General features: G+C 63.1%; 21 protein-coding genes and 1 pseudogene. 9 read left to right on the top strand and 13 right to left on the bottom strand.

Annotated elements, in window-relative coordinates; all coding sequences use genetic code 11:
* Window positions 1-76: 76 nt before the first annotated feature.
* Window positions 77-520: an SRPBCC family protein gene (locus OEZ49_RS17055; protein ID WP_263389446.1), complete on the top strand. Its 444-nt coding sequence runs from the start codon at window positions 77-79 to the stop codon at window positions 518-520.
* On the opposite strand, the gene OEZ49_RS17050 is transcribed toward OEZ49_RS17055, so the two are convergent.
* The 6 genes from OEZ49_RS17050 to OEZ49_RS17025 all read right to left on the bottom strand — a co-directional run bounded on the left by OEZ49_RS17050 (window position 511) and on the right by OEZ49_RS17025 (window position 7447).
* Window positions 511-1470: a phosphoadenosine phosphosulfate reductase gene (locus OEZ49_RS17050; protein ID WP_263389445.1), complete on the bottom strand. Its 960-nt coding sequence runs from the start codon at window positions 1468-1470 to the stop codon at window positions 511-513. The two genes, OEZ49_RS17055 and OEZ49_RS17050, sit on opposite strands and share 10 nt — an antisense overlap.
* Window positions 1471-1555: 85 nt before the next feature.
* Complete coding sequence (locus OEZ49_RS17045) at window positions 1556-2635, bottom strand: glycosyltransferase family 2 protein (protein ID WP_263389444.1); 1080 nt, start codon at window positions 2633-2635, stop codon at window positions 1556-1558.
* 6 nt (window positions 2636-2641) lie between these two features.
* Entirely contained in the window at window positions 2642-3340 is a 699-nt protein-coding gene (locus OEZ49_RS17040) for an FkbM family methyltransferase (RefSeq protein WP_263389443.1), read from the bottom strand.
* 3 nt (window positions 3341-3343) lie between these two features.
* Window positions 3344-5731: a glycosyltransferase family 2 protein gene (locus tag OEZ49_RS17035; RefSeq protein ID WP_263389442.1), complete on the bottom strand. Its 2388-nt coding sequence runs from the start codon at window positions 5729-5731 to the stop codon at window positions 3344-3346.
* Window positions 5731-6396 (bottom strand): sulfotransferase, encoded by a 666-nt coding sequence (locus tag OEZ49_RS17030; RefSeq protein WP_263389441.1) that lies wholly within the window; start codon window positions 6394-6396, stop codon window positions 5731-5733. The genes OEZ49_RS17035 and OEZ49_RS17030 overlap by 1 nt, the downstream gene beginning before the upstream one ends.
* A 1-nt stretch (window position 6397) precedes the next feature.
* Window positions 6398-7447: a glycosyltransferase family 2 protein gene (locus OEZ49_RS17025; protein ID WP_263389440.1), complete on the bottom strand. Its 1050-nt coding sequence runs from the start codon at window positions 7445-7447 to the stop codon at window positions 6398-6400.
* 245 nt (window positions 7448-7692) lie between these two features.
* Here OEZ49_RS17025 and OEZ49_RS17020 point away from each other — a divergent pair, with 245 nt between their 5' ends.
* From OEZ49_RS17020 to OEZ49_RS17010, 3 genes are all read left to right on the top strand, one after another.
* Window positions 7693-8601 (top strand): AAA family ATPase, encoded by a 909-nt coding sequence (locus OEZ49_RS17020; RefSeq protein ID WP_263389439.1) that lies wholly within the window; start codon window positions 7693-7695, stop codon window positions 8599-8601.
* A gap of 60 nt (window positions 8602-8661) precedes the next feature.
* On the top strand, window positions 8662-9927 hold the full coding sequence (locus OEZ49_RS17015; RefSeq protein ID WP_263389438.1) for a vWA domain-containing protein: 1266 nt from the start codon (window positions 8662-8664) through the stop codon (window positions 9925-9927).
* Between the two features lie 117 nt (window positions 9928-10044).
* Window positions 10045-10875, top strand: coding sequence for a class I SAM-dependent methyltransferase (locus tag OEZ49_RS17010; RefSeq protein ID WP_263389437.1), 831 nt, complete (start codon window positions 10045-10047; stop codon window positions 10873-10875).
* A 217-nt stretch (window positions 10876-11092) separates the two neighbouring features.
* Here OEZ49_RS17010 and OEZ49_RS17005 read toward each other — a convergent pair whose 3' ends face one another.
* The 7 genes from OEZ49_RS17005 to OEZ49_RS16975 form a co-directional block, all read right to left on the bottom strand.
* Window positions 11093-11599 (bottom strand): hypothetical protein, encoded by a 507-nt coding sequence (locus OEZ49_RS17005; protein WP_263389436.1) that lies wholly within the window; start codon window positions 11597-11599, stop codon window positions 11093-11095.
* 103 nt (window positions 11600-11702) lie between these two features.
* Complete coding sequence (locus tag OEZ49_RS17000) at window positions 11703-12335, bottom strand: cytochrome c3 family protein (RefSeq protein WP_164128314.1); 633 nt, start codon at window positions 12333-12335, stop codon at window positions 11703-11705.
* Window positions 12335-12805, bottom strand: coding sequence for a nitrate reductase cytochrome c-type subunit (locus tag OEZ49_RS16995; protein WP_263389434.1), 471 nt, complete (start codon window positions 12803-12805; stop codon window positions 12335-12337). The genes OEZ49_RS17000 and OEZ49_RS16995 overlap by 1 nt, the downstream gene beginning before the upstream one ends.
* Window positions 12806-12807: 2 nt before the next feature.
* Window positions 12808-15309, bottom strand: coding sequence for a nitrate reductase catalytic subunit NapA (gene napA / locus OEZ49_RS16990; RefSeq protein WP_263389433.1), 2502 nt, complete (start codon window positions 15307-15309; stop codon window positions 12808-12810).
* A gap of 21 nt (window positions 15310-15330) precedes the next feature.
* Entirely contained in the window at window positions 15331-15594 is a 264-nt protein-coding gene (locus tag OEZ49_RS16985; protein WP_164128311.1) for a chaperone NapD, read from the bottom strand.
* Window positions 15587-16084 carry a ferredoxin-type protein NapF gene (napF, locus tag OEZ49_RS16980; protein ID WP_263389432.1) on the bottom strand — a complete coding sequence of 166 codons (498 nt, stop codon included), beginning with the start codon at window positions 16082-16084 and terminating at the stop codon, window positions 15587-15589. Before napF ends, OEZ49_RS16985 begins: the two co-directional genes overlap by 8 nt.
* Before the next feature lie 4 nt (window positions 16085-16088).
* Window positions 16089-16262 (bottom strand): periplasmic nitrate reductase, NapE protein, encoded by a 174-nt coding sequence (locus OEZ49_RS16975; protein WP_263389431.1) that lies wholly within the window; start codon window positions 16260-16262, stop codon window positions 16089-16091.
* A 193-nt stretch (window positions 16263-16455) separates the two neighbouring features.
* Between OEZ49_RS16975 and OEZ49_RS16970 the strand changes: the two genes are divergently transcribed.
* From OEZ49_RS16970 to OEZ49_RS16950, 5 genes and pseudogenes are all read left to right on the top strand, one after another.
* A complete protein-coding gene (locus OEZ49_RS16970; protein WP_263389430.1) occupies window positions 16456-17007 on the top strand; it encodes a YeeE/YedE family protein in 552 nt (183 codons plus the stop codon).
* A 3-nt stretch (window positions 17008-17010) separates the two neighbouring features.
* A complete protein-coding gene (locus tag OEZ49_RS16965; RefSeq protein WP_263389429.1) occupies window positions 17011-17604 on the top strand; it encodes a YeeE/YedE family protein in 594 nt (197 codons plus the stop codon).
* Window positions 17605-17783: 179 nt separating this feature from the next.
* Entirely contained in the window at window positions 17784-18752 is a 969-nt protein-coding gene (locus OEZ49_RS16960) for an XdhC family protein (RefSeq protein WP_263389428.1), read from the top strand.
* Window positions 18749-19750 carry a molybdopterin-binding protein gene (locus OEZ49_RS16955; RefSeq protein WP_263389427.1) on the top strand — a complete coding sequence of 334 codons (1002 nt, stop codon included), beginning with the start codon at window positions 18749-18751 and terminating at the stop codon, window positions 19748-19750. Before OEZ49_RS16960 ends, OEZ49_RS16955 begins: the two co-directional genes overlap by 4 nt.
* Before the next feature lie 116 nt (window positions 19751-19866).
* Window positions 19867-19955, top strand: a pseudogene (locus tag OEZ49_RS16950) ((2Fe-2S)-binding protein); the annotation flags it as partial.

Here is a 19955-nt window from a genome sequence, read left to right as displayed (position 1 = left end):
GGGAAAGGGGGCGAGGCAATTTGCGCGGTTCTCAGTGACCCGCGCGCGCGGCAGTCTGGCCCGGTAGGGGGACGTGATGCGCCGCAGGCTGACACTGGAACATACCTATGACACCGATCCAGACCGGCTGTTCCGGCTGGTCACCGATCTCGACACGCTGGATGCGGTGATCCAGCCGTGGATGCGGCTGGATCATCTGCCTTCCGGCCAGGTCCGCCAGGGGCAGATCATCGACGTCGACCTGTCATTGCTGGGCCTCTTCCCGTCGCAACCCTACCGGATGGTCGTGACCCTGTTCGACGCCGCAGCTCGGCGCATGATCTCCGAGGAGATCGGCCATGGCATGCGCCGCATGGTGCATGAGTTGGAGGTGCAGTCGCAGGGCGGCCGCGCCCGCCTGATCGACCGGATCGAGATCGAGGCAGCAGGCCCAATGGCGCCGCTGATTCTGTTCTGGCTGCGGATCACGCATCGCTGGCGTCATCACATCCGCAAGCGTCTGCTGAAATCTCAGACCTGACCGGGGGGCGGCGTGAACTTTCCGGCGCGCGCGTCTTCTTCCAACTCTTCCAGACGGCGGCGGAACCGCCGCGCGGGCATCCGCGCAATCACGTTGCGGCAGACGACCATGTTCAGATAGGGTCGGCCCTGTCGGTCAAGAACGGCCACCAAGCCCTTGAGATAGCGAGGATAAGACCTGCGAGCGCGGTAGAGCTGAAAGAAGCTGCTCGAATTCAGCTTGCCGGATCCCGCCAGGATCAAGATGCGATAGAGCAGGCTCATATCCAAAAGCCGCGCCTGCAACTCGGCGCCCATATAGCGCATCCGTAGCCGGGTCACGTTCGACCTCTGGAACAGGGTCGCATGCATAGCGTCCAACGTTTCGGCCGGGTCATACAGGACAAAGGCATGGTCGGCCGCGTCCAGCATATCGGGGGCATAGCCATAGCGGTCGGTGAACGACACTCGGCGCATCTCGGTGAACCGGTCGTCCCATTCGGTCATGCGGGCATCCAGCGTCGCTTGCGGCTGCACCGCAACCACGGTCGCACCCGGCGCCGCCACGGAAAACGCCGCCGCCGCATAGCCGCAGGGACCGGCGCCGTAGAACACGACCCGGCTGAAATCCTCAAAAAAGCCGTCGTCGATCAACCGGTCGAAGAAACCATAGACCTTGGGGTCGCGGAACCAGGTATCGCCATCGGAAATGATGCACAGATGCGACCAGCCTTTGGACTTCACCAACTCGAAACCAAACGGCTGATGGGATTCCGACATGGCGCGGATGCCCTCGGCGGTCTCAAAGGTCACGATCAGCGTGGCATCACGGTCGATGAAGGTCGCGAAATGACGCTCGCCCAGGTCCTGTGCCATGCCTTCGGCCTCAGCCTGTTCCAGAAGTTTTTGCTTCCAGACCTCGCGGCGGAACCCGGCGATGGAGTCGTCGATGCTTGTCTGTGCGTCCTGCATAACTGATCCTCGAACCTCCGGCCTCGCGGCGGACCGGTTACGGGATCAAGATTTATCGACGAATTGAGGCCAAATTGGGCAAATCTCAGGCCGGTTTCGGGCCGTTTTCCGGGCCGTTCCCGGCGGCCTCCATCCGGCCCAGATTGGCAAACCCCACCAGCGTGCGGGCCGAGGCGGCGTTGATCAGCCTCGATGGCGGCGTCATCAAAAGTCGCGCGAAAAGCGCGCGATAGGGCTCCTGCTTCATCAGCTCGGTAAAGCGTTTCTGCCGCCAGGCCACCGCGCGCTTGTGCAGGCGCGCCAGTTTTGTATCGGCCATCAACTCCCGCCGGATCGGCTCGGATCGCTCCGCCATCCGGGCAATCGAGGTATCCATGTCGGTGTTGAAATTACGCTCGACCCAGTAATCGACGTCCAGCATATGGTCGGAATGCACCGCGCGGCCCCTGTCAGCCTTCAGCACATAGCTTTCCATTGCGCCCAGCGGGTAGTGGTTCAGCTGCGCCAGCCCGTAATTCGCTCGGCCATAACTGGAAAAGATGCGGCTTTCTCGAAACTGCGCATCCAGCTCGCGCCCGTGGCTGTCGAACCAGCGCGCCTGCTCCAGCCGCTCGGTCACCGGGTTGCGCGGCCGGTGCACGCCCAGTTTCCGGTAAATGCCATCGTTGCGGTATAGCGTCTTGAACATCGACGCCCGCCATGGCCAGAACAGGATTTCCGGCGCGCAACGGGTAAACTGGCCCGTCACCGGCTCATCGACAAAGCGCGTGATGTCGGCATTCCCAAAAAGCCGCCACGTCAGGGTGATTGCGCTTGCCTCGGGCAGGGCGGCCAGCAGGTCGGGCACGGTTCCGTCACCTGCGTGGATATTGACGAATTCGTCTACGTCCAGCGGCAGGATCCAGTCTGCCTGTTTCACCAGCTTGTGCTTGGACGCGGATTTCAGCGCGGTGAACTGGATGCCGCCCTTGTCATAAGGGCCATCGTTGCGCAGATGCACCAGTTGACCCATTTCCGCCAGCCGGTCCAGCATTGCGTCGGTGCCATCCTGGCAGTCGTTCGAAAACACCAAGAAATCGGTAAAGCCAACCGCCCTGTGATGGGCTAGCCATTCCAGCAGAAACGCCGCCTCGTTGCGCACGGTCAGAACGGCCAGTATACGCATGCGCCCTCACCAATCGCTGCGGAATACCGCAACCTTACCCTGCGACCAGCGCGGGAAAAAGACCAGACCGGCGCGGCTCATTGCCTCGAACACCCGGGCGATCCCCTTCTTACCGATCCATTGCGGATGCAGCTCGATCAGCACCGCGCGCAGATCGCTCAGGTCGAGTTCGGGCAACAGATCGGCCTCGGCCCCTTCGATATCGCAGATCAGCACACTGGGCTTGATCCGTGCCAGCGCCTTGGCGGCGTCCATTACCGGCACCGGCACCTTATCCACTGTGTCGTCATCCTCGGGCAGCACCTCCAGCGAACTGTCCAGGATCGAGGCACGCTGATAGAACGCCCGCCGCCCCGGTTTGGTCCCCAGCAGAGCATGATGGATTTGCGCGTTGGTGACGCCATTGGCGGCATGCACCGCCTCGATATAGGGGATCAAGCGTGGATTGGCCTCGAAACAATGCACCGCAGCGGCCTTTGTCTTGGTGCTCACCAGCGTCGACATGAACCCGATGCCCGCACCCAGTTCCATCACCACGTCGCCTTCCTGCACCAGCCGATAGGCCGCGCGCGCCTCCTTGGCCTCGTAGCCATCGGTGCGCAGCAGCACCCGCACCCGTTTCGGCAGGATATCCGCATCCAGCGGAAACCGCATCCCGCGCGAGGTGATGAACTTGCCGTCGTCCGTCCGGGTCCCGTCCGCCATGGTTCAGCTCTCCACATCCAGCGCCAGCGCATAAGCGACACGTTCCGTTCCGCTCAACCGCACCTCCAGCGCCTGTTCGTAAAGCTCCTCGAACTCGGGCATCCCGTGCAGCTCCTCGGCCTTGGCGCGGTGCCAGTCCAGCCCGGCCTGATGCAACGCGCGCAGCGTGTCGTCGGCCATCAGCCGGTCGTATTCCTCGCGCAGTCGCGGCAGGTTGCGCTTTATCGTGACATCGCGGTGGTCGTTCCAGTCCATCCGGATCCAGTAGTTCAGCCCGATCGAGCGATCCACATGCAGTGCCCGCCCGCGCTGGCGCTTGACCAGGAAACTCTCGGCGCTGCGCAGCGCGTAATGATTGAGCTGGAGCAGATCATACCCAATGGATTTCTTGGAATTCCGCCAACCCGATTTCAGCACCTCTCCGGTCATGTCCTGACCCGAGCCATTGACCCATTTCACCTTGTCACTGAACTCTTCGTCCAGCTTGTTGGGCCGGTGGCAGCTGATCTTCTCATAGGCGCCGATATTGCGGAACATGGTCTTGAACCCCCAGACCGTGTGCGGCTTGGGGCAGTATTTCGGCGCGCAGGCGTCGAACTGGTCGATGACGAACTCGTCCTTCAGCCCGGTCACGCCATTATGGCCGAACAGCCGCCAGGTCATCGCCACGTTGGTGGCATCCGGCGCGGCGGCAAAGAAATCATCCAGCGTGCCATTACCGCAGCGGATATTGATGAACTCGTCCACGTCGATATGGATGATCCAGTCGCTGTTCTTCAGCACCGGTTCCTTCAACGCCTGGTTCAGCGCGTATTGCTGGGGCGAGTTGCCCTTCCACTTGTCGTTATTGCGGTGCTGAAGGACACCCAACTCCTGCAATCGACCCAGAATATCGTCCGTGCCGTCGGAACAGTCGTTGGTGTAGATCAGGAAATTATCCACCCCGATCGCCCGGTGATAGGCCACCCATTCGATGATATAGGGCGCCTCGTTCTTCATGCAGCCCACGATCAGGTTGCCGGTCTTACCCTTGGCCAACTTGCGCGGCTTGGCGGGGGTGAAGGCGGCGGCCAGCTGTTCCTCGTCCACCGCGCCGATCCGGTTATGCGGGGCAAAGGAGGATTTGCGCAGCTTCTCGTAATTCTCCACCGCCGCCGGCGGCATCAGCCGTCGCGCCGCCGGGCTCAGCGTGCCATCCTCGGGCGCGTCTTCCGCAACCACCTCCTCGGCCCGCACCAGCGGCTCGGGCAGGGGGGCGGCGGTAATCTGTTCGGCCCGCGCGCTCAGATGCTCCTCGGTCGTCTTGTCGATCCGCCAGCGCGCCGCCAGCAGGTATTGCGAGGCGCGATAGCCGCGCTCGGGGTCCGCCTCGACCCAGGCCACAGGCGCCGACGGCGGTGCGAAACAGGCCTCGGTCAGGGCCGGATGCCGCGCCGTCAGCGCCGCGTTGGCCGCCCGGAACCGCGCCGACAGGGCCGCCAGCCCGCCGGCGTCGGGCGGTGGGCCGTCGGTCGCAACCTCATCCAACAGCGCGCGCCACAATTGCCGCGTGACCACCTTGTCGCCACTGGCGATATAGCGCAGCAGGATCTCGTTGAACTGCCGCTGCCGCGTCAGCGTCGCCGCCGGGGGCAGGGCGGGCATCTCGGCCACAGCCGCACGCCCTATGTTGCGCTCGATCCCGAACATGGCGCGCACGAAATCCGTGGTCCCATGCCCGGCCAGAATCTCCGGGTCAAAGGGCAGGAACCGGACCGAACCCGGCCCGAACCCCTCTTCCCAGAGCGCCTCGAGCGCGGTGAAATCCAGCCAGAAGGCCGGGCCTTGCGTCTCCTCGAACTGGCCTTTCAGCGGTTCGATCGCGGGCATGCCCGCCAGCGCCGTATTCCACCAGTCGGGCGCGGCCACCAGCGCCAGCTCCTGGTCCAGCGGCGTGGCCCGCCCCTCGGACACCTGGGCGGCGTAATGCGCCAGCAACAGCCGGGCGGGATCGCCCACCACCGCCACCACCTCGATATCCTCCGACAAGGGCGCCAGCATCTCGCGCAGCCGCGCAATCTCCGACGGGCGATGCAACGAAGTCGCCATCTGCGCCGCTGACAGGATCAGCGTCTCGGGCTTTGCCTCCTCCACCTCGCGCGTCAGCGCCTCAATCACGCCCTCACGCAGCTTCTCCTGCGCTTCGGGCGCGGTGAAGCCCCGGTTATAGCGGAACAGGTCCACATGGCCCGGATCGCTGACCGCCATCGCCAGCCGCATGTGATTGCGGGTGCCGGGGCTGCGCGCGAACAGCGCGCCCTGTGCGCGCAGCACATCGCGTTTGGCATCCAGAATGCCCTGTATCCGCGCCGCACCCGCCACCTCGGGCCCGATATGAAGGATGATCCGCATCACTCGTCCTGACTGTCGCCCGCGGCCGGGGCGGGTTCCGCCGCCTCGTCCGCCGGATTGTCGTTGACCTTGCCCCACCACCGGATCGGCAGGCCCAGAAATGTGCCGATCTTCTGCGGCGCTTCCTCGTCCAGAATGTCGTATTCCAGAAAACTCGGATTGCCCGCAAACACCTGACGGCAGAACCGGTTGTGCCCGTCGATCCAGCGCACCAGATCCCCCGGTTCGCGCCCATATGTCCCCGGCAGCCCCGGAACATCGAACATCTTCAACCGCTTGCGGCCCAGGTTGGTCCAGCGGATCATGCTGTCGGCCTGCGCCTCGGCATCGCGATAGGACAGGATGAATTTTGCCCCCGGATGCCGTTCTATGATCGCCGACAACAGGCCCCAGTCGGTTTGCGGCCAGCGGTTCAGATCGCCACCCACCACGTTGATCTCGCTCAGCGCGTCGAATTCACCCAGCAGGTGCAGCGGATCGCCGGTCTCGAAATAGCCGCGATACATCAGATCGCCCAGGAAATGCCGCGCCACCTCGGGGTTGGCCGACTGGAACTTGCGCACCTTCCAGTCCGCCACCTTCAGCCCCGAGGCGCGCAGGGCCACGCCCAACGTCGTGGTGCCCGACTTGGGCAGGCCCAGGTTGATGACCCTCAGACGTGCCACGTCAGAGCATCCCCATCTCTAGCAGCATCGCCTCTTCCTCGGGCGGCAGCGTGCGGGCCCGGCGCAGCTGCTCCTGCATCTGCATATAGGCGGGCTGCGCCAGCAGCGCATCGCGCTTCTCGCGATGGAGTCGCACTGCCTCGGCATGCAGCGCGCCGATCTCGGTATCGGCCTTCAGCGCCTCCAGCGCCGCCTCCAGCGCGGGCAGATAGCGCGCGATGCTGGCATCCTGCCAGGCTGGATCGTTGCGCTCGCGCCAGTATGTATCGTCAAACGCCCGGTTCTCGCGGTTCACGTCGCCCCGGTCGTTCTTGACCAGGTAGCTGTCCAGCGAGCGCAGCGCGTAATGGTTCAGCGTCGCAAAATCGCGCGCGCCCTTTGCCGGGAACTTGCGGATGCGGCGCGGATTGGCAGCCACCAGAAACCGGTGCGGCACCTTGCGCCCCGATCCGTCGGTCCAGGCCAGGGTCTTCTTGTCGCCCTTGCGCTCGCTGAAAAACGGCCGGTGCGCGCCATAATACTGCAAGGGGAAATCCTTGCGCGTCAGCGACTTGACCTCGATCGCGGTCTCGCCGCACCAGATGTCGGGATTGTGGCTGCGGGTGAATTGCGCGATTACCGGCCGGTCCTCGAATGCGTCGATGCCATCGTTGGCGAAAAACTGGAAATGCACCGAGATCGCCGCCGGATCGCCACAGGCCTCGATCAGCGCTGGAATAGTGTGATCACCCACATGGATGTTCAGAAATTCGTCCACATCGGCGATCCAGACCCATTCAGCGCGCTTCACCACCTTCTGATGGGCGGCATCCTTCAGCGCCTCCATCTGGTAATTGCGCCCCTCGGCGGGGTTCGGCAGATGCACCACCCGCCCGGCCAGCGCCTCCAGATCCTCGCGCCCCGCCAGCGCATCCAGCAGCCGGTCGGTGCCATCGCTGCAATCGTTGGAGTAGAACAGGAAATCGGTCACGCCCAAGAGCCGGTTGAAGGCGATCCATTCCAGCAGGAACGGCCCCTCGTTCTTGACACAGGTGACGGCCGTTATCCGCATGGACCGGCCCCGTACCCGCGGGTCACTGATACAAGTCTCACTGTCATCGCCTGTCGCGGACGGTTTTTCCGCCCCCTCGTTGTTTCCAAAGTGATGCCATTTGAGCGCCCAACCGTCAACATTCGCCTAAGCATTCGACTTATGTCGCATCCCGACAGGAGTAAAACCGGGACACTGCCGCTTGACGGCGGCGCCGGGGTGATGCCCCATTGGGCCAGAGCGGGAAACCCGAGCGGAGGCAGCAGATGACCAAAGGCCAATCCATCGACGACGTCCAGCGCATGCTGGGCGAACAGGGCTATGTCTGCGGCCGGGCGCTGGCCACCGTGGTATTCCTGTCGCTGCGCCTCGGCCGGCCGCTGTTTCTCGAGGGCGAGGCGGGCGTCGGCAAGACCGAGATCGCCAAGGCCATCGCCGCCGCCCTGGGCCGCCGCCTGATCCGCCTGCAATGTTACGAGGGGCTCGATGCCGCCTCGGCCGTCTACGACTGGAATTTCCCCGCCCAGATGGTCGCCATCCGCACCGCCGAGGCCGCTGGCGGCGCCGACCGCACAGCCCTCCAGACAGAGCTGTTCTCGGACGAGTTCCTGATCGAACGACCGCTCCTGCAAGCCATGCGCCCCGACCCGGCGGGCGCGCCCGTGTTGCTCATCGACGAGCTTGACCGCACCGATGAACCTTTCGAGGCCTTCCTGTTGGAGGCGCTTTCCGATTTCCAGGTCACCATCCCCGAGCTTGGCACCGTCAAGGCGCCCGAGCCGCCCATCGTCATCCTCACCTCGAACCGCACGCGCGAGGTGCACGATGCCCTGAAACGCCGCTGCCTCTATCACTGGGTCGACTACCCCGATTTCGACCGCGAGGTCGAAATCCTGCACGCCCGCGCGCCCGAGGCCGCCGAAACCCTCTCGCGCCAGGTGGTGGCTTTCGTCCAGACCCTGCGCACCGAGGACCTGTTCAAGAAACCCGGCGTGGCCGAGACCATCGACTGGGCCAAGTGCCTCCTCGCACTCGATGTGATCGACCTGAGCCCCGAGGTCATTGCCGACACACTGGGCGCGATCCTGAAATACCAGGACGATATCCAGAAACTGCAAGGCTCCGAAGCCAAGCGCATCCTCGACCAGGCCAAGGCCTCCTTGGAACCCGCCTGATGCTTCTTTCTGGTCCGAAATACTCCGGGGGTGCGGGGGCAGAGCCCCCGCGAAGGCCGCATGCCTGAATACGCCCCGCTTGTCCTGCCGGAAAATCCGCGTCTGGCGCAGAACATCATCCATTTCGCCCGGGCCTTGCGCAAGGCGGGCCTGCCCATCGGGCCGGGCCGCGTCATCGACGCGGTGCGCGCGGTCGAGGCGGCGGGGTTTACCGAGAAACGCGATTTCTACTGGACGCTGCACGCCTGTTTCGTGAACCGCCCCGAACACCGCGCCGTCTTTGCCCAGGTCTTCCGCCTCTACTGGCGCGACCCGCGCTATCTCGAACACATGATGTCGATGATGCTGCCCGCCATTCGCGGCGTGCAGGAGGAACGCAGCGCCCAGGCGGCCGAGAAACGCGCCGCCGAGGCGCTGCTCGACGGCATCCAGCCCGAATTGCCCGAACCCGAACCGGACAAGGAGGGCGAGGAAACCCTGATCGAGGTTGATGCCTCGCTCACCATGTCCGCCGAGGAAAAGCTCAAGACACTCGATTTCGAGCAGATGAGCACCGAGGAGGTCGCCCGCGCCAAACGCATGCTGGCCCGTCTCAGCCTGCCGGTGAAACCGATCCCTTCGCGCCGCAAACAGGCGGCAGTTCTCGGTCCCCGCATCGACCGCGCCCGCACCCTGCGCGCCGCCATGCGCCAGGGAGGCGAGATGCACAGCATCGCCCGGGCCGAACCGCGCCCGCGCTGGCCAAACCTCGTGGTGCTTTGCGATATTTCCGGTTCGATGAGTCAATATAGCCGGATCATCCTGCATTTTCTCCATGCCGTGTCCAACGCCAAGGGGCAGGGCTGGGCCAAGGTGCATGCCTTCACCTTTGGCACGCGGTTGACCAATGTCACCCGGCATCTGAAGACCCGCGATGTCGACGCCGCGCTGAAGTCCGCCGGGGCCGAGGCCCAGGATTGGGAGGGCGGAACCCGCATCGGCGCCTGCCTGCACGCCTTCAACCGCGACTGGTCGCGCCGGGTGATGGGGCAGGGCGCAGTGGTGCTCCTGATCACCGACGGGCTCGACCGCGACGACCCGGGCGCGCTTGCCGCCGAGATGGAGCGCCTGCACCTGTCCTCGCGGCGCCTGATCTGGCTGAACCCGCTCCTGCGCTGGTCCGAGTTTGCCCCCAAGGCGCGCGGCATCCGCGCTATGCTGCCCCATGTCGACAGCTTCCGCGCGGGCCATTCCATCGCCTCGCTCGAAGAACTGGCCGAAGTCATCTCGCGCCCCGACGACGTGGGCGAAAAGGCGCGGCTGATGGCGGCAATCCGCGAGGGTTAACGCCAAAGTCACCACACCGCCGGGTTGATGCCGTTTGGCCGCCGGGCAACGGCTCAGGTGCGGACCTGCAAAGACCTCCGAAACTGTGGTATCGTGACTTTGCAAACAGGAGGGCAAATGACCAAAGCACAAGAGATTTCCGATCATTGGGGCAAGGGAGATGTCTATTCCCGTATCCTGGAAACGATGGAACTGGCCGGGATTGATCCCAATACTCTGACCATCGAACAACTCGCACCGGTGGACCATTTCCATGCGCGGGGGTTCCCGGCCACCGTCGAGCTTGCAGATGCCTTACCCATCCGAGAGGGCGACACCCTTGTCGATATCGGCTGCGGCATTGGCGGCCCCGCCCGGTACCTGGCCAAGCGTTTCAACTGTCGCGTCGAGGGCATAGACATCACCGCGCCCTTCATCGACGCCGCTAACAAGCTAAGCGCATTGGTCGCGATGCAGGACGCCGTGAGATGCCAACATGGCGATGGTCAGAACCTCCCTTACAAGGACGAGACCTTCGACGGCGGATACAGCCAGCACGTCCTGATGAACGTGCCGGACCGGACCACCTTTTTCGCCGAGGCCTTTCGGGTCCTGAAGCCCGGCGCCTTTTTTGCGCTCACCGAACACGGGCTGGGCCCGGTGGGCGAACCGCACCATCCGGTGCCTTGGTCCGAAGACGGCAGCGGGGCCTATCTGATGCGTCCGTCGGACACGGTGGATATCCTCAAGGAAACCGGTTTCAGGAATATCGAGGTTACGGATACCGGTGAGAAATACCTGCAAGGATACAAGGCCGCCATGGCGCTCGCGGCCAAGGGTGAAGCGCCGGTTTTCGGCACACATATTCTTTTGGGTGAACTGGCCCCCCAGATCGTGAAGAACGCCGCACGGAATATCGAGGAGCGAAGGACCCAACCGGTTCAGATCATTTGTCGCAAACCCGAATAGGCGCGAGGCGAGTTCGCCATACCTGCAAACCGGTCGCCGTTTGGCTCGGTGCAAGTGGCGGGTCCGGTTGGCCCTCGCCATTTGACGAGACCCCTGTTCTCGGCTCCGGGTTTCAGAGCCGAGTATCCAGGGCGGGAAAATACGGGTGTGTTCCGCGCTGTACAAAACGGTCAATCGCCCGTCTGGCGCAGGTACAAAACGGTCAAAACGGGGCCATTCACTCCAGTTGCTTGGCGTTGCACTCGCGCGCCATCTCGATGGCCTTGTAGGTGCCCGTGAGGTTCACGGCAAAGGTATAGGCCTTTTCCGGAAATACGATCATCTCGTATTCCTTGGCCACCGCCTCGACCACCGACGGATCGTCGGTCAACACGTAACCCCCTGAATATCCTTTGGTAATATTGCCGCGCATCCCCGTGGCCTCGCCAATGAAAAGCTTTTCGCCCAGCAGGATCGCGATGGGTTCGGCTTCGCCCTTCTTGATGCCGGTTTCGGCCTTGGTGAAGACACCGATATAGGCGACGCCCCGGTCCTTGGTCAGCCCCATCTGCACCACGTTCTCGGCCGCATCCACGCTCTCGATCAGGCAGGATTTCTTGGCCGTGTCGACAAAGACATTCCAGCCTTCGACGCTGCCGTAGGGTTGGAATTCTTGCGCCAGGGCGATTGTGGCGGCAAAACTCGTTCCGACCATCGCAAGAGCTGCGAACGTCTTTTTGTACATTCTATTTCTCCTATAAAACAAAGCATTACAAGGAAACGGGCGGCACAGAGGCCGCCCGTGTCAGTTTCATGCTAACCCGCCGGTGCTGGCCCGGCAAGCGACCTCAACGGTCCAGATAGCTGCTTACCTCCTGGGCCGATCCGGCGCCGATCAGCAGGCTCGCCTGGCCCATGTCGGGCAGCTGGTGGGCGATCCCCTTGTGACAGTCGATACAGGTCTTCTCGCCGGTGAACAGCAGCCGCTGGTGGAAGTCCGCCGCCCGCGCGCTCTGGCGGGTGATGTCCATCGACTCGTCGGAATGGCAGTTGCGGCATTCCAGCGAGTCATTGGCCTCCAGCCGCGCCCATTCGTGCTGCGCCAGCTCCAACCGCTTGTCGAGAAACTTCTCCCGCGTGCTGATGGTGCCAAAGATCTTGCCCCAGACCTCCTTGCTGGCCTGCATCTTGCGCGCAATCTTGTTGGTCCAGTCATGCGGCACATGGCAGTCCGGGCAGGTCGCCCGCACGCCCGAGCGGTTGGTATAGTGGATCGTCGTCTTCAGCTCGGCATAGACGTTGTCGCGCATCTCGTGACACGAGGTGCAGAAGGTCTCGGTGTTGGTGAGTTCCAGCGCGGTGTTGAACCCGCCCCAGAACACGATGCCCATCACGAACCCGCCCATGGTCAGAAAACCCAAGGAATAATGGACACTTGGCCGCCGTATCGTGGCCCAGAGCCGTTTCAGGAACCCCAGCATCAGTCAGAGCTCCCCTGGTTGTTCTTCACATAGTCCAGCACCTGGTCGATATCGACAAACCCGTTCTCGACCAGCGGCCGGGCGTCTGTCTGCACCACGTGGCACTGGTTGCAGAAGTACCGGCGTGGTGTGACCGAGGCGAGGAACTGGTTGTCCCGGTTCATGAAGTGGGTGATCGAGATCATCGGCGCCTGGCTGATCTCAACCGCCGCGCGGCTGTGGCAGGACAAGCATTTGTTGGCGTTAAGGTCTATCTGGTAGCCGTCGATCTTGTGTGGGATCAGCGGCGGCTGCTCGGGATAGTTGCGCACCTGGCGCAGATCCGAGTTGATCTCCTTTGCCATTGCCGGCGGTTCGCTTTCAGTGTCAAGCGGCGTGCCGCCGCGCAGGGTCGCGATCGAGGTTTGTGCCATCGCCGAACCGGCAACAGCCAGGACAAGGGCGGCGACAAGGGTCAGTTTGCGTTTCATGGTCACACTCCCACCGGCACGACGCGCACGGCGCATTTCTTGAAGTCTGTCTGTTTCGACAGCGGATCGGTGGCATCGAGCGTCACCTTGTTGATCAACTGCCGCGCATCGAACCAGGGCACAAAGACTAGCCCCTTGGGCGGCTTGTTACGGCCCCGGGTCTCGACCCGGCTGATGATGTGTCCGCGCCGGGATTCGACCTTGACGGCGGAGCCGCGCCGCACGCCCATGGCCTCGGCGTCGTCGGGGTGCATATAGACCAGCGCATCGGGCACCGCCTTGTGCAGTTCCGGCACGCGCTGGGTCATCGAACCCGAGTGCCAGTGCTCCAGAACCCGACCAGTGCTGAGCCAGAGCGGATAGTCCGCATCGGGGCTTTCGGCTGGTGGCTCATAGGGCAGGGCAAAGATCACCGCCTTGCCGTCGGGCTTGCCGTAGAAATCGAAATCCGAGCCGGGTTTTACATAGGGATCGGACCCTTCCTTGAACCGCCACTTGGTTTCCTTGCCATCGACCACCGGCCAACGCAGGCCGCGCACCTCGTGATAGATGTCGAACGGGGCCAGGTCATGCGCATGTCCGCGCCCGAATTCGGCATATTCCTCGAACAGACCCTTCTGAATGTAGAAGCCAAAATCCTCGCTTTCGTGGTTGCCGTATTCCTTGGCTTTCTCGGTCATTTCGAACTTGTCGACCTGGCCGTTGGCAAACAGCACCTCGAACAGGGTCTTGCCCTTGTAGTCGGGGTTTGCGTCCAGAATTTCTGCTGGCCATACCTCGTCTGTGGTGAAGCGCTTGGAGAATTCGACGAGTTGCCACATGTCCGACTTGGACTCGCCCGGGGCATTGACCAACTGGTACCAGAACTGGGTGCGGCGTTCGGCGTTGCCATAGGCGCCTTCCTTTTCGACCCACATCGCGGTGGGCAGGATCAGGTCGGCGGCTTCGGCCGTGACGGTGGGATAGGCGTCCGAGACCACGATGAAGTTGTCGGGGTTGCGGTAGCCCGGCAGCCCTTCCTCCATCATGTTCGGGGCGGCCTGCATGTTGTTGTTGACCTGCACCCAGTAGCAGTTGATCTCGCCATCCTTGAGCTTGCGGTTCTGCAAGACGGCGTGGGCCCCCACCCATTCCGGCACGGTACCGGCGGGTAGTTTCCAGATCTTTTCCGCATACGCCCGGTGCTCGGGCTTGGCGACCAGCAGATCGGCGGGCAGACGGTGGGCAAAGGTGCCGACCTCGCGCGCGGTGCCGCACGCCGAGGGTTGGCCGGTCAGCGAGAAGGGCGAGTTGCCAGGCTGCGAGATCTTTCCGGTCAGCAGGTGGATGTTGTAGATCATGTTGTTGACCCAGACACCGCGGGTGTGCTGGTTCACGCCCATGGTCCAGAGCGACATAACCTTGGTGTCGGGGTCGGCGTAGAGCGCGGCGATCTTCTCCAGCGTCTCGGCGGGAACGCCCGACATCTCGGCAGCCTTTTCCAGGGTGTATTCCGAGACGAACTCCGCGAACTCGTCAAAGCTCATCGGTTCGGATTTGCCCGAGTTCGGGTTCGCAGCGGCCTGTTGCAACGGATGGCTGTCGCGCAGGCCATAGCCGATATCGGTGGCGCCGCGGGCAAAGTTCACGTGCTTGGCCACGAAGTCCTGGTTCACCGCGCCATTCTGGATGATGTAATTGGCGATGTAGTTCAGGATTACCAGATCGGTGTGCGGGGTGAACACGGCGGGGATATCCGCCAGGTCAAAGCTGCGATGCTGGAACGTGGACAGGACCGCGACCTTGACATGCGGGTGGCTGAACCGGCGGTCGGCGATGCGGGTCCACAGGATCGGGTGCATCTCGGCCATGTTCGAACCCCAGAGCACGAAGGCGTCGGCGTGTTCGAAGTCGTCATAGCAGCCCATCGGCTCGTCGATGCCGAAGGTGCGGATGAAACCGACCACAGCCGAGGCCATGCAATGGCGCGCGTTGGGGTCGATGTTGTTCGAGCGGAAGCCCGCCTTCATCAGTTTCGAGGCGGCGTAGCCTTCCCAGACCGTCCACTGGCCCGAGCCGAACATGCCGATCCCTTGCGGTCCCTTGGCCTTGAGCGTGGCTTTCCACTTCTCGGCCATGATGTCGAAAGCTTCGTCCCACGAAACCGGTTCGAAGTCGCCGTTCTTGTCGTAGGCGCCGTTCGACTTGCGTAGCAGCGGCTGCGTCAGACGGTCCTGTCCATACATGATCTTGGACAGGAAATAGCCTTTGACGCAGTTCAGGCCGCGGTTCACCTCGGCCTCGGCGTCGCCATGAGTGGCGACCACACGGCCGGCCTTGGTCGCGACCATGATCGAGCAGCCTGTGCCGCAGAAGCGGCAAGGGGCCTTGGACCATTTCAGATCGGTCAACTGGGCATCGGTCACCAGGTTCTGGGCGGCTGCCGGTATCGGCAGGCCAGCGGCTGCGGCCGCGGCAGCAACCGCCTGGGCCTTGATGACATCTCTTCGGGTCAGGTTTGGCATGGATACCTCCTCGGGGTCCGGCTATTGACCGATTGGGGACAGTCCGCTTTCGGACTGGTGATAGACAAGGGCGGCGCTGACAACGCCGTCGATCAGGCTGAGCCTGTTGAGCTCGCCGACAATCTCGGCCTCGCTGGGCGTCTCAAGCGTGACGATGATCTTGCCCGACGGATCGGTCAGCGCCACTTCGACCGCGGCGCAGGTTTCGATCTCGGCAACGACAGACGCGATGCGCGACGGTTCGGCGGTCAGCAAGAGGCTGGAAATGTGGGTGACGTCAGACATTGGCGGTCTCGTTCGGGCTCAGGGTGATGGCGTCCACCGGGCAGGTGGCCAGACAGGCGCCGCAGCCTGTGCATGCTTCTGCCTTTATGACGATGCGGCCCACGGGGCGTTGAGTAAAGTCAAGTCGCAGGGCCTGTTCCTCGCAGCTGTCCCGGCACAATTGGCAACTGATGCCCGAGGTCATCATGCAGCCGGGATCAATGGACGCGACCAATGTCCAGGGCCGTTCGCTGACGTCGGTAAAGACCGCCTCGGTGCAGGTTTCGGCGCATCGACCACAGAACGTACACTCGCCCTGTCTGAAATCGACCACAGGTGTCCGTCCGGGGCCGGGCACCAGGATTGCTTCGGGGCAGGCGGCGACACAGTCCCCGCAACTAGTGCACTTTTCCATGACCGAGGCTTCGGTGCTCCAGGGGGGGCGAATGACGGCGCCGCGACCGGTCAGAACGGAACGGCGGCCGGATGTTGCAAAACGCGCAGCAGACATGGGTTCAGCCCGCAGGCGGTCCGTAGATCAATTGCGACATCCAGATGATGAAGCCCAATCCTCCGACAATGGCGACCGCAAGGGCGGGCGCCAGAAAGACCGCGAGGGCAATGAAGGCGCGACGCTCGTCGCGTTTCGCCGGCGTATAAGGTGTGGCTGGGCTGGATTCTGGCCTCATTTGTTCGGTCCTTTCTGGCGATCGAACAGGTTCTCTCACGTAAATGTGAAGACCCTCAATAGGGAGGGATTGAAACAGTGTATTTGATTTATGTCATAGCGCCAGCGATCCGTCTATTTGATCTATGTCATGCAAACATTTGAATAATTAAGGTATACGAAAATTGGAATGTAAGCGATTTGAGGAGAGAGACATGTCTTTGAACTGGAAGGCGGGGGGCTTGCTGCTGGGGCTGGTGTTCTTTGCCGCCGTCCTGCTGGTCAAGCCGATCGGGGTATCGACACAGTTTGTCATCGTCGATGGGATCATTGGCGATCTGGTGAACCCGGATCTGGTGAGCCAGACCGATGACGGCATTACTTCGACCAACGCGTATCTTGCGAAATCGGGTGGCAAATATGCAAAGTCGGTAGCCGATCCGCTTAACTATTCCTTCATCTTCGTGCTGGCGATGATGCTGGGCGGGTTCCTGTCGGCGATGGCGCGCGGCGGGGTTGGCCAAAGCGAACGGAACATTCCCGAGGTGTGGCGCGCCAATTTCGGGGACAGTACGTTCAAGCGATATGCGGTTTCGTTTCTGGGCGGGTTCGTCGTGCTCTATGGCGCACGGCTGGCGGGGGGCTGTACCTCGGGGCATATGATGTCGGGAATGATGCAGACCGCGCTGAGCGGCTACATCTTTGCCGCCGGAGCCTTTGCCGCCGCGATTCCCGTTTCCATCCTGATGTTTCGCAAGGAGGCCTGAGCCATGTCCTCGATTCTACTCGCTGTTGTTATTGGGGCTGCCTTTGGTGCCGTGTTGGATCGGGTTGGCGCCTCTAACCCCAACGCGATCAACCGTATGCTGAACCTGACCGATCTGCGCTTGGCCAAGTCGATTCTGTTGGCCATCGGCACCGGGTCGGCGCTGATGTTCGGGGGTCAGATGCTGGGCCTGGTCGAGGTCGGCCATATGTCGGTCAAGACTGCCTATGTCGGCGTGTTCCTGGGTGGGCTGATGCTGGGGGCCGGTTGGGCCGCCTCGGGCTATTGTCCGGGCACCGGTGTGGTGGCGCTGGCTTCGGGGCGCAAGGATGCGCTGTTCTTCGTCGCTGGCGGATTGCTCGGCGCGGCCGCCTACATGCTGACCTACCCGGCGTGGAAGGCTTCGGGTTTGCTGGACAAGATCGCAGGCGGGGCGGTGACGCTGGGAACCGTGCCCGGCTCCAAGTACGAAGGTCTGACCGCACTTCCCGGCGATATCCTGGGGCTGGTGCTGGGCCTCGGTTTCGTGGCGCTCGCCTTTGCGCTGCCGGAACGGCTTGTGCGTCGGGAGGTGGCGCAACCGGCTCCGGCTGAATGAACAAGTCCGCGCCGCGGGCGAGGTCAGGTATGACCTCGCGCTGATTGGTGATGGCAATGCCCGTTCCCGGCCCGGCGAGACCACTCTTGCCGGGCCTTTGTTGCGACAGACGGCAAGGCCGACTTTCGCACCATTGAATTGGTCGCCTTCCTCACCATACTTACAGGGGGGAGGCAGGCATGGAACGATTTGACAACTGTCCGGAGACAGCTCTGGAATGGCACCGGCAAGGGCTGGGTGCGGCCTTGGCCACCGTGGTCGAGACCTGGGGAAGCGCCCCGCGCCGAACCGGATCGCAATTGGTGATCGGGGGCGATGGTCGCATTCAGGGATCGGTTTCCGGCGGCTGTGTCGAAGGCGCGGTGATCGTCGAGGCGCTGGAAGCACTGGACGAGGGCGAGGCCCGGTTGCTGGAATTCGGGGTCAGCGACGAAGACGCATTTGCCGTCGGTCTGGCCTGTGGCGGCACCATCAGGGTACTGGTTGAACCGGTCGGCAAGATCCTTTCGGAAGAGATGCTGGCAGAACTGGTTACCGCCCGCGGTCGCCGCGAGGCGCTGGCCTATGAGGTGAACCTGACAACCGGCCACCGCGCGTTGAAGCGCGGCGCCTATCCCGACCGGATGCGGATGGACCGTTCGGGTTTCGAAGAAGATGGCCAAACATTCGTGCTGGTCCACAACCCGCCGCTGCGGCTGATCGTTGTGGGGGCGGTGCATATCGCGCAGGCGCTGGTGCCGATGGCCCGGATCGCGGGATATGACCCGGTGATCATCGACCCGCGCGAAGCTTTTGCCAGCGAGAACAGGTTTCCGGGCGAGACCATCCTGCATGACTGGCCGGACGAGGCGGTGGCCCAACTGGGGCTTGATCCGCGCACGGCGCTGGTGCTGTTGACCCATGACCCCAAGCTGGACGATCCGGCGCTGGAAGCAGCCTTGACCGCAGATGTGTTCTATATCGGCGCGCTTGGCTCGACACGCACGCATTCAAAACGCGTGGAGCGTATGCGGCAGGCGGGCTTTACCGAGGCGCAGATCGCGCGGATTCACGGCCCCATCGGGCTGGATATCGGCGCCGCTGGTCCGGCCGAGATCGCGGTTGCCACCCTGGCCCAGATGACGGCCGTGTTGCGGGGCAGGGCATGAAGTTTGGTCCCCTGGCCATAGCCGATGCCGAAGGGGCGATCCTGGCGCATTCCGTCAAGGCCGGTGACAAAAAGCTGCGCAAGGGGCTCAGGCTGGAAACGGCCCATCTGGCGCAGTTGAATGCGGTTGGCATTACGGATGTGATCGCTGCCCGGCTTGATCCGGGCGATTGCCACGAAGACGCGGCCGCGCGCCAACTGGCGGCGGCCTTGGCGCCTCACCCGGCAGCGATGGGTCTGCGCGTGACCGATGCCTTTACTGGCCGTGTCAACCTGCTGGCTGACGGGCCGGGCGTGGTGATGCTGGATGTCGATGCGATCGAACGGTTCAACATGGTGCATCCGATGATCACCGTGGCGACGGTGCCGCAATATCAGCAGATTGGGCCGGGCGGCATGGTGGCGACGATCAAGGTCATTTCCTATGCAGTTCCGCAGGTGGATGTCGACCGGGCCGCCGCAGCCGCTCATGCGGCGATCCGCGTTGCAGCGCCGGTATACAGGACTGCAAGCCTTGTCGTCACCGATATCCCCGGGGGGCCCAGCAATGACAAGGGTATCGCGTCGATCCGGGGGCGGGTCGAGGCGCTGGGCATGACGCTGGTCGAGGTGCGCACGGTTGCGCATCACCAGGCGGAACTTGCCGCCGTGCTGCCAGGCATAGGCGGAGACCTTGTGATGATCCTCACTGGATCGGCCACTTCGGATCCCGAGGACGTGGCGCCGTCCGCACTCCGCCTTGCGGGCGGACAGGTCGAACGGTTCGGCATGCCCGTTGACCCGGGCAACCTCCTGTTTCTGGGCACACTCGGGGATCGGCCGGTCATCGGCCTGCCCGGTTGCGCCCGGTCTCCGGCCTTGAACGGGGCGGATTGGGTGCTGTCCCGGGTGGCCTGTGGCATACCGGTATCAGGCCGCGATATCGCCTGTATGGGGGTCGGCGGACTGCTCAAGGAAATCCCGACCCGGCCGCAGCCGCGTGCCGGGCGGAATGCCTGATTTCGTGCCGCAGGGTGGCACTGCTGCAAGGCCGGTCATCGCGATATTTTTGTTCTCAAACGGAATTTGCCGTGTTTAACTCGGCGCAGGGAAGACAATCAAAAAGGGAGGGTTTCATGCCACAGGTCTCGATGACTGTGAACGGTCGTGCTGTTGTAGGTACGGTTGAGGGTCGTGAGTTGTTGAGTGGATTTTTGCGGGATCA

Origin of the sequence: Ruegeria marisflavi, from assembly GCF_025673445.1 — a bacterium.
GTDB classification, from domain to species: Bacteria; Pseudomonadota; Alphaproteobacteria; order Rhodobacterales; family Rhodobacteraceae; genus Ruegeria_B; species Ruegeria_B marisflavi.
Note: the sequence above shows the minus strand (reverse complement) of the source record. Positions and strands in the feature narration are given on the sequence as shown.

What these genes read in the sequence shown, in the direction of transcription:
- OEZ49_RS17055 (WP_263389446.1), top strand. Translation starts at nt 77, where the DNA reads ATGCGCCGCAGGCTGACACTGGAACATACCTATGACACCGATCCAGAC.
- OEZ49_RS17050 (WP_263389445.1), bottom strand. Translation starts at nt 1,470, where the DNA reads ATGCAGGACGCACAGACAAGCATCGACGACTCCATCGCCGGGTTCCGC.
- OEZ49_RS17045 (WP_263389444.1), bottom strand. Translation starts at nt 2,635, where the DNA reads ATGCGTATACTGGCCGTTCTGACCGTGCGCAACGAGGCGGCGTTTCTG.
- OEZ49_RS17040 (WP_263389443.1), bottom strand. Translation starts at nt 3,340, where the DNA reads ATGGCGGACGGGACCCGGACGGACGACGGCAAGTTCATCACCTCGCGC.
- OEZ49_RS17035 (WP_263389442.1), bottom strand. Translation starts at nt 5,731, where the DNA reads ATGCGGATCATCCTTCATATCGGGCCCGAGGTGGCGGGTGCGGCGCGG.
- OEZ49_RS17025 (WP_263389440.1), bottom strand. Translation starts at nt 7,447, where the DNA reads ATGCGGATAACGGCCGTCACCTGTGTCAAGAACGAGGGGCCGTTCCTG.
- OEZ49_RS17020 (WP_263389439.1), top strand. Translation starts at nt 7,693, where the DNA reads ATGACCAAAGGCCAATCCATCGACGACGTCCAGCGCATGCTGGGCGAA.
- OEZ49_RS17015 (WP_263389438.1), top strand. Translation starts at nt 8,662, where the DNA reads ATGCCTGAATACGCCCCGCTTGTCCTGCCGGAAAATCCGCGTCTGGCG.
- OEZ49_RS17010 (WP_263389437.1), top strand. Translation starts at nt 10,045, where the DNA reads ATGACCAAAGCACAAGAGATTTCCGATCATTGGGGCAAGGGAGATGTC.
- OEZ49_RS17005 (WP_263389436.1), bottom strand. Translation starts at nt 11,599, where the DNA reads ATGTACAAAAAGACGTTCGCAGCTCTTGCGATGGTCGGAACGAGTTTT.
- OEZ49_RS17000 (WP_164128314.1), bottom strand. Translation starts at nt 12,335, where the DNA reads ATGCTGGGGTTCCTGAAACGGCTCTGGGCCACGATACGGCGGCCAAGT.
- OEZ49_RS16995 (WP_263389434.1), bottom strand. Translation starts at nt 12,805, where the DNA reads ATGAAACGCAAACTGACCCTTGTCGCCGCCCTTGTCCTGGCTGTTGCC.
- napA (WP_263389433.1), bottom strand. Translation starts at nt 15,309, where the DNA reads ATGCCAAACCTGACCCGAAGAGATGTCATCAAGGCCCAGGCGGTTGCT.
- OEZ49_RS16985 (WP_164128311.1), bottom strand. Translation starts at nt 15,594, where the DNA reads ATGTCTGACGTCACCCACATTTCCAGCCTCTTGCTGACCGCCGAACCG.
- napF (WP_263389432.1), bottom strand. Translation starts at nt 16,084, where the DNA reads ATGTCTGCTGCGCGTTTTGCAACATCCGGCCGCCGTTCCGTTCTGACC.
- OEZ49_RS16975 (WP_263389431.1), bottom strand. Translation starts at nt 16,262, where the DNA reads ATGAGGCCAGAATCCAGCCCAGCCACACCTTATACGCCGGCGAAACGC.
- OEZ49_RS16970 (WP_263389430.1), top strand. Translation starts at nt 16,456, where the DNA reads ATGTCTTTGAACTGGAAGGCGGGGGGCTTGCTGCTGGGGCTGGTGTTC.
- OEZ49_RS16965 (WP_263389429.1), top strand. Translation starts at nt 17,011, where the DNA reads ATGTCCTCGATTCTACTCGCTGTTGTTATTGGGGCTGCCTTTGGTGCC.
- OEZ49_RS16960 (WP_263389428.1), top strand. Translation starts at nt 17,784, where the DNA reads ATGGAACGATTTGACAACTGTCCGGAGACAGCTCTGGAATGGCACCGG.
- OEZ49_RS16955 (WP_263389427.1), top strand. Translation starts at nt 18,749, where the DNA reads ATGAAGTTTGGTCCCCTGGCCATAGCCGATGCCGAAGGGGCGATCCTG.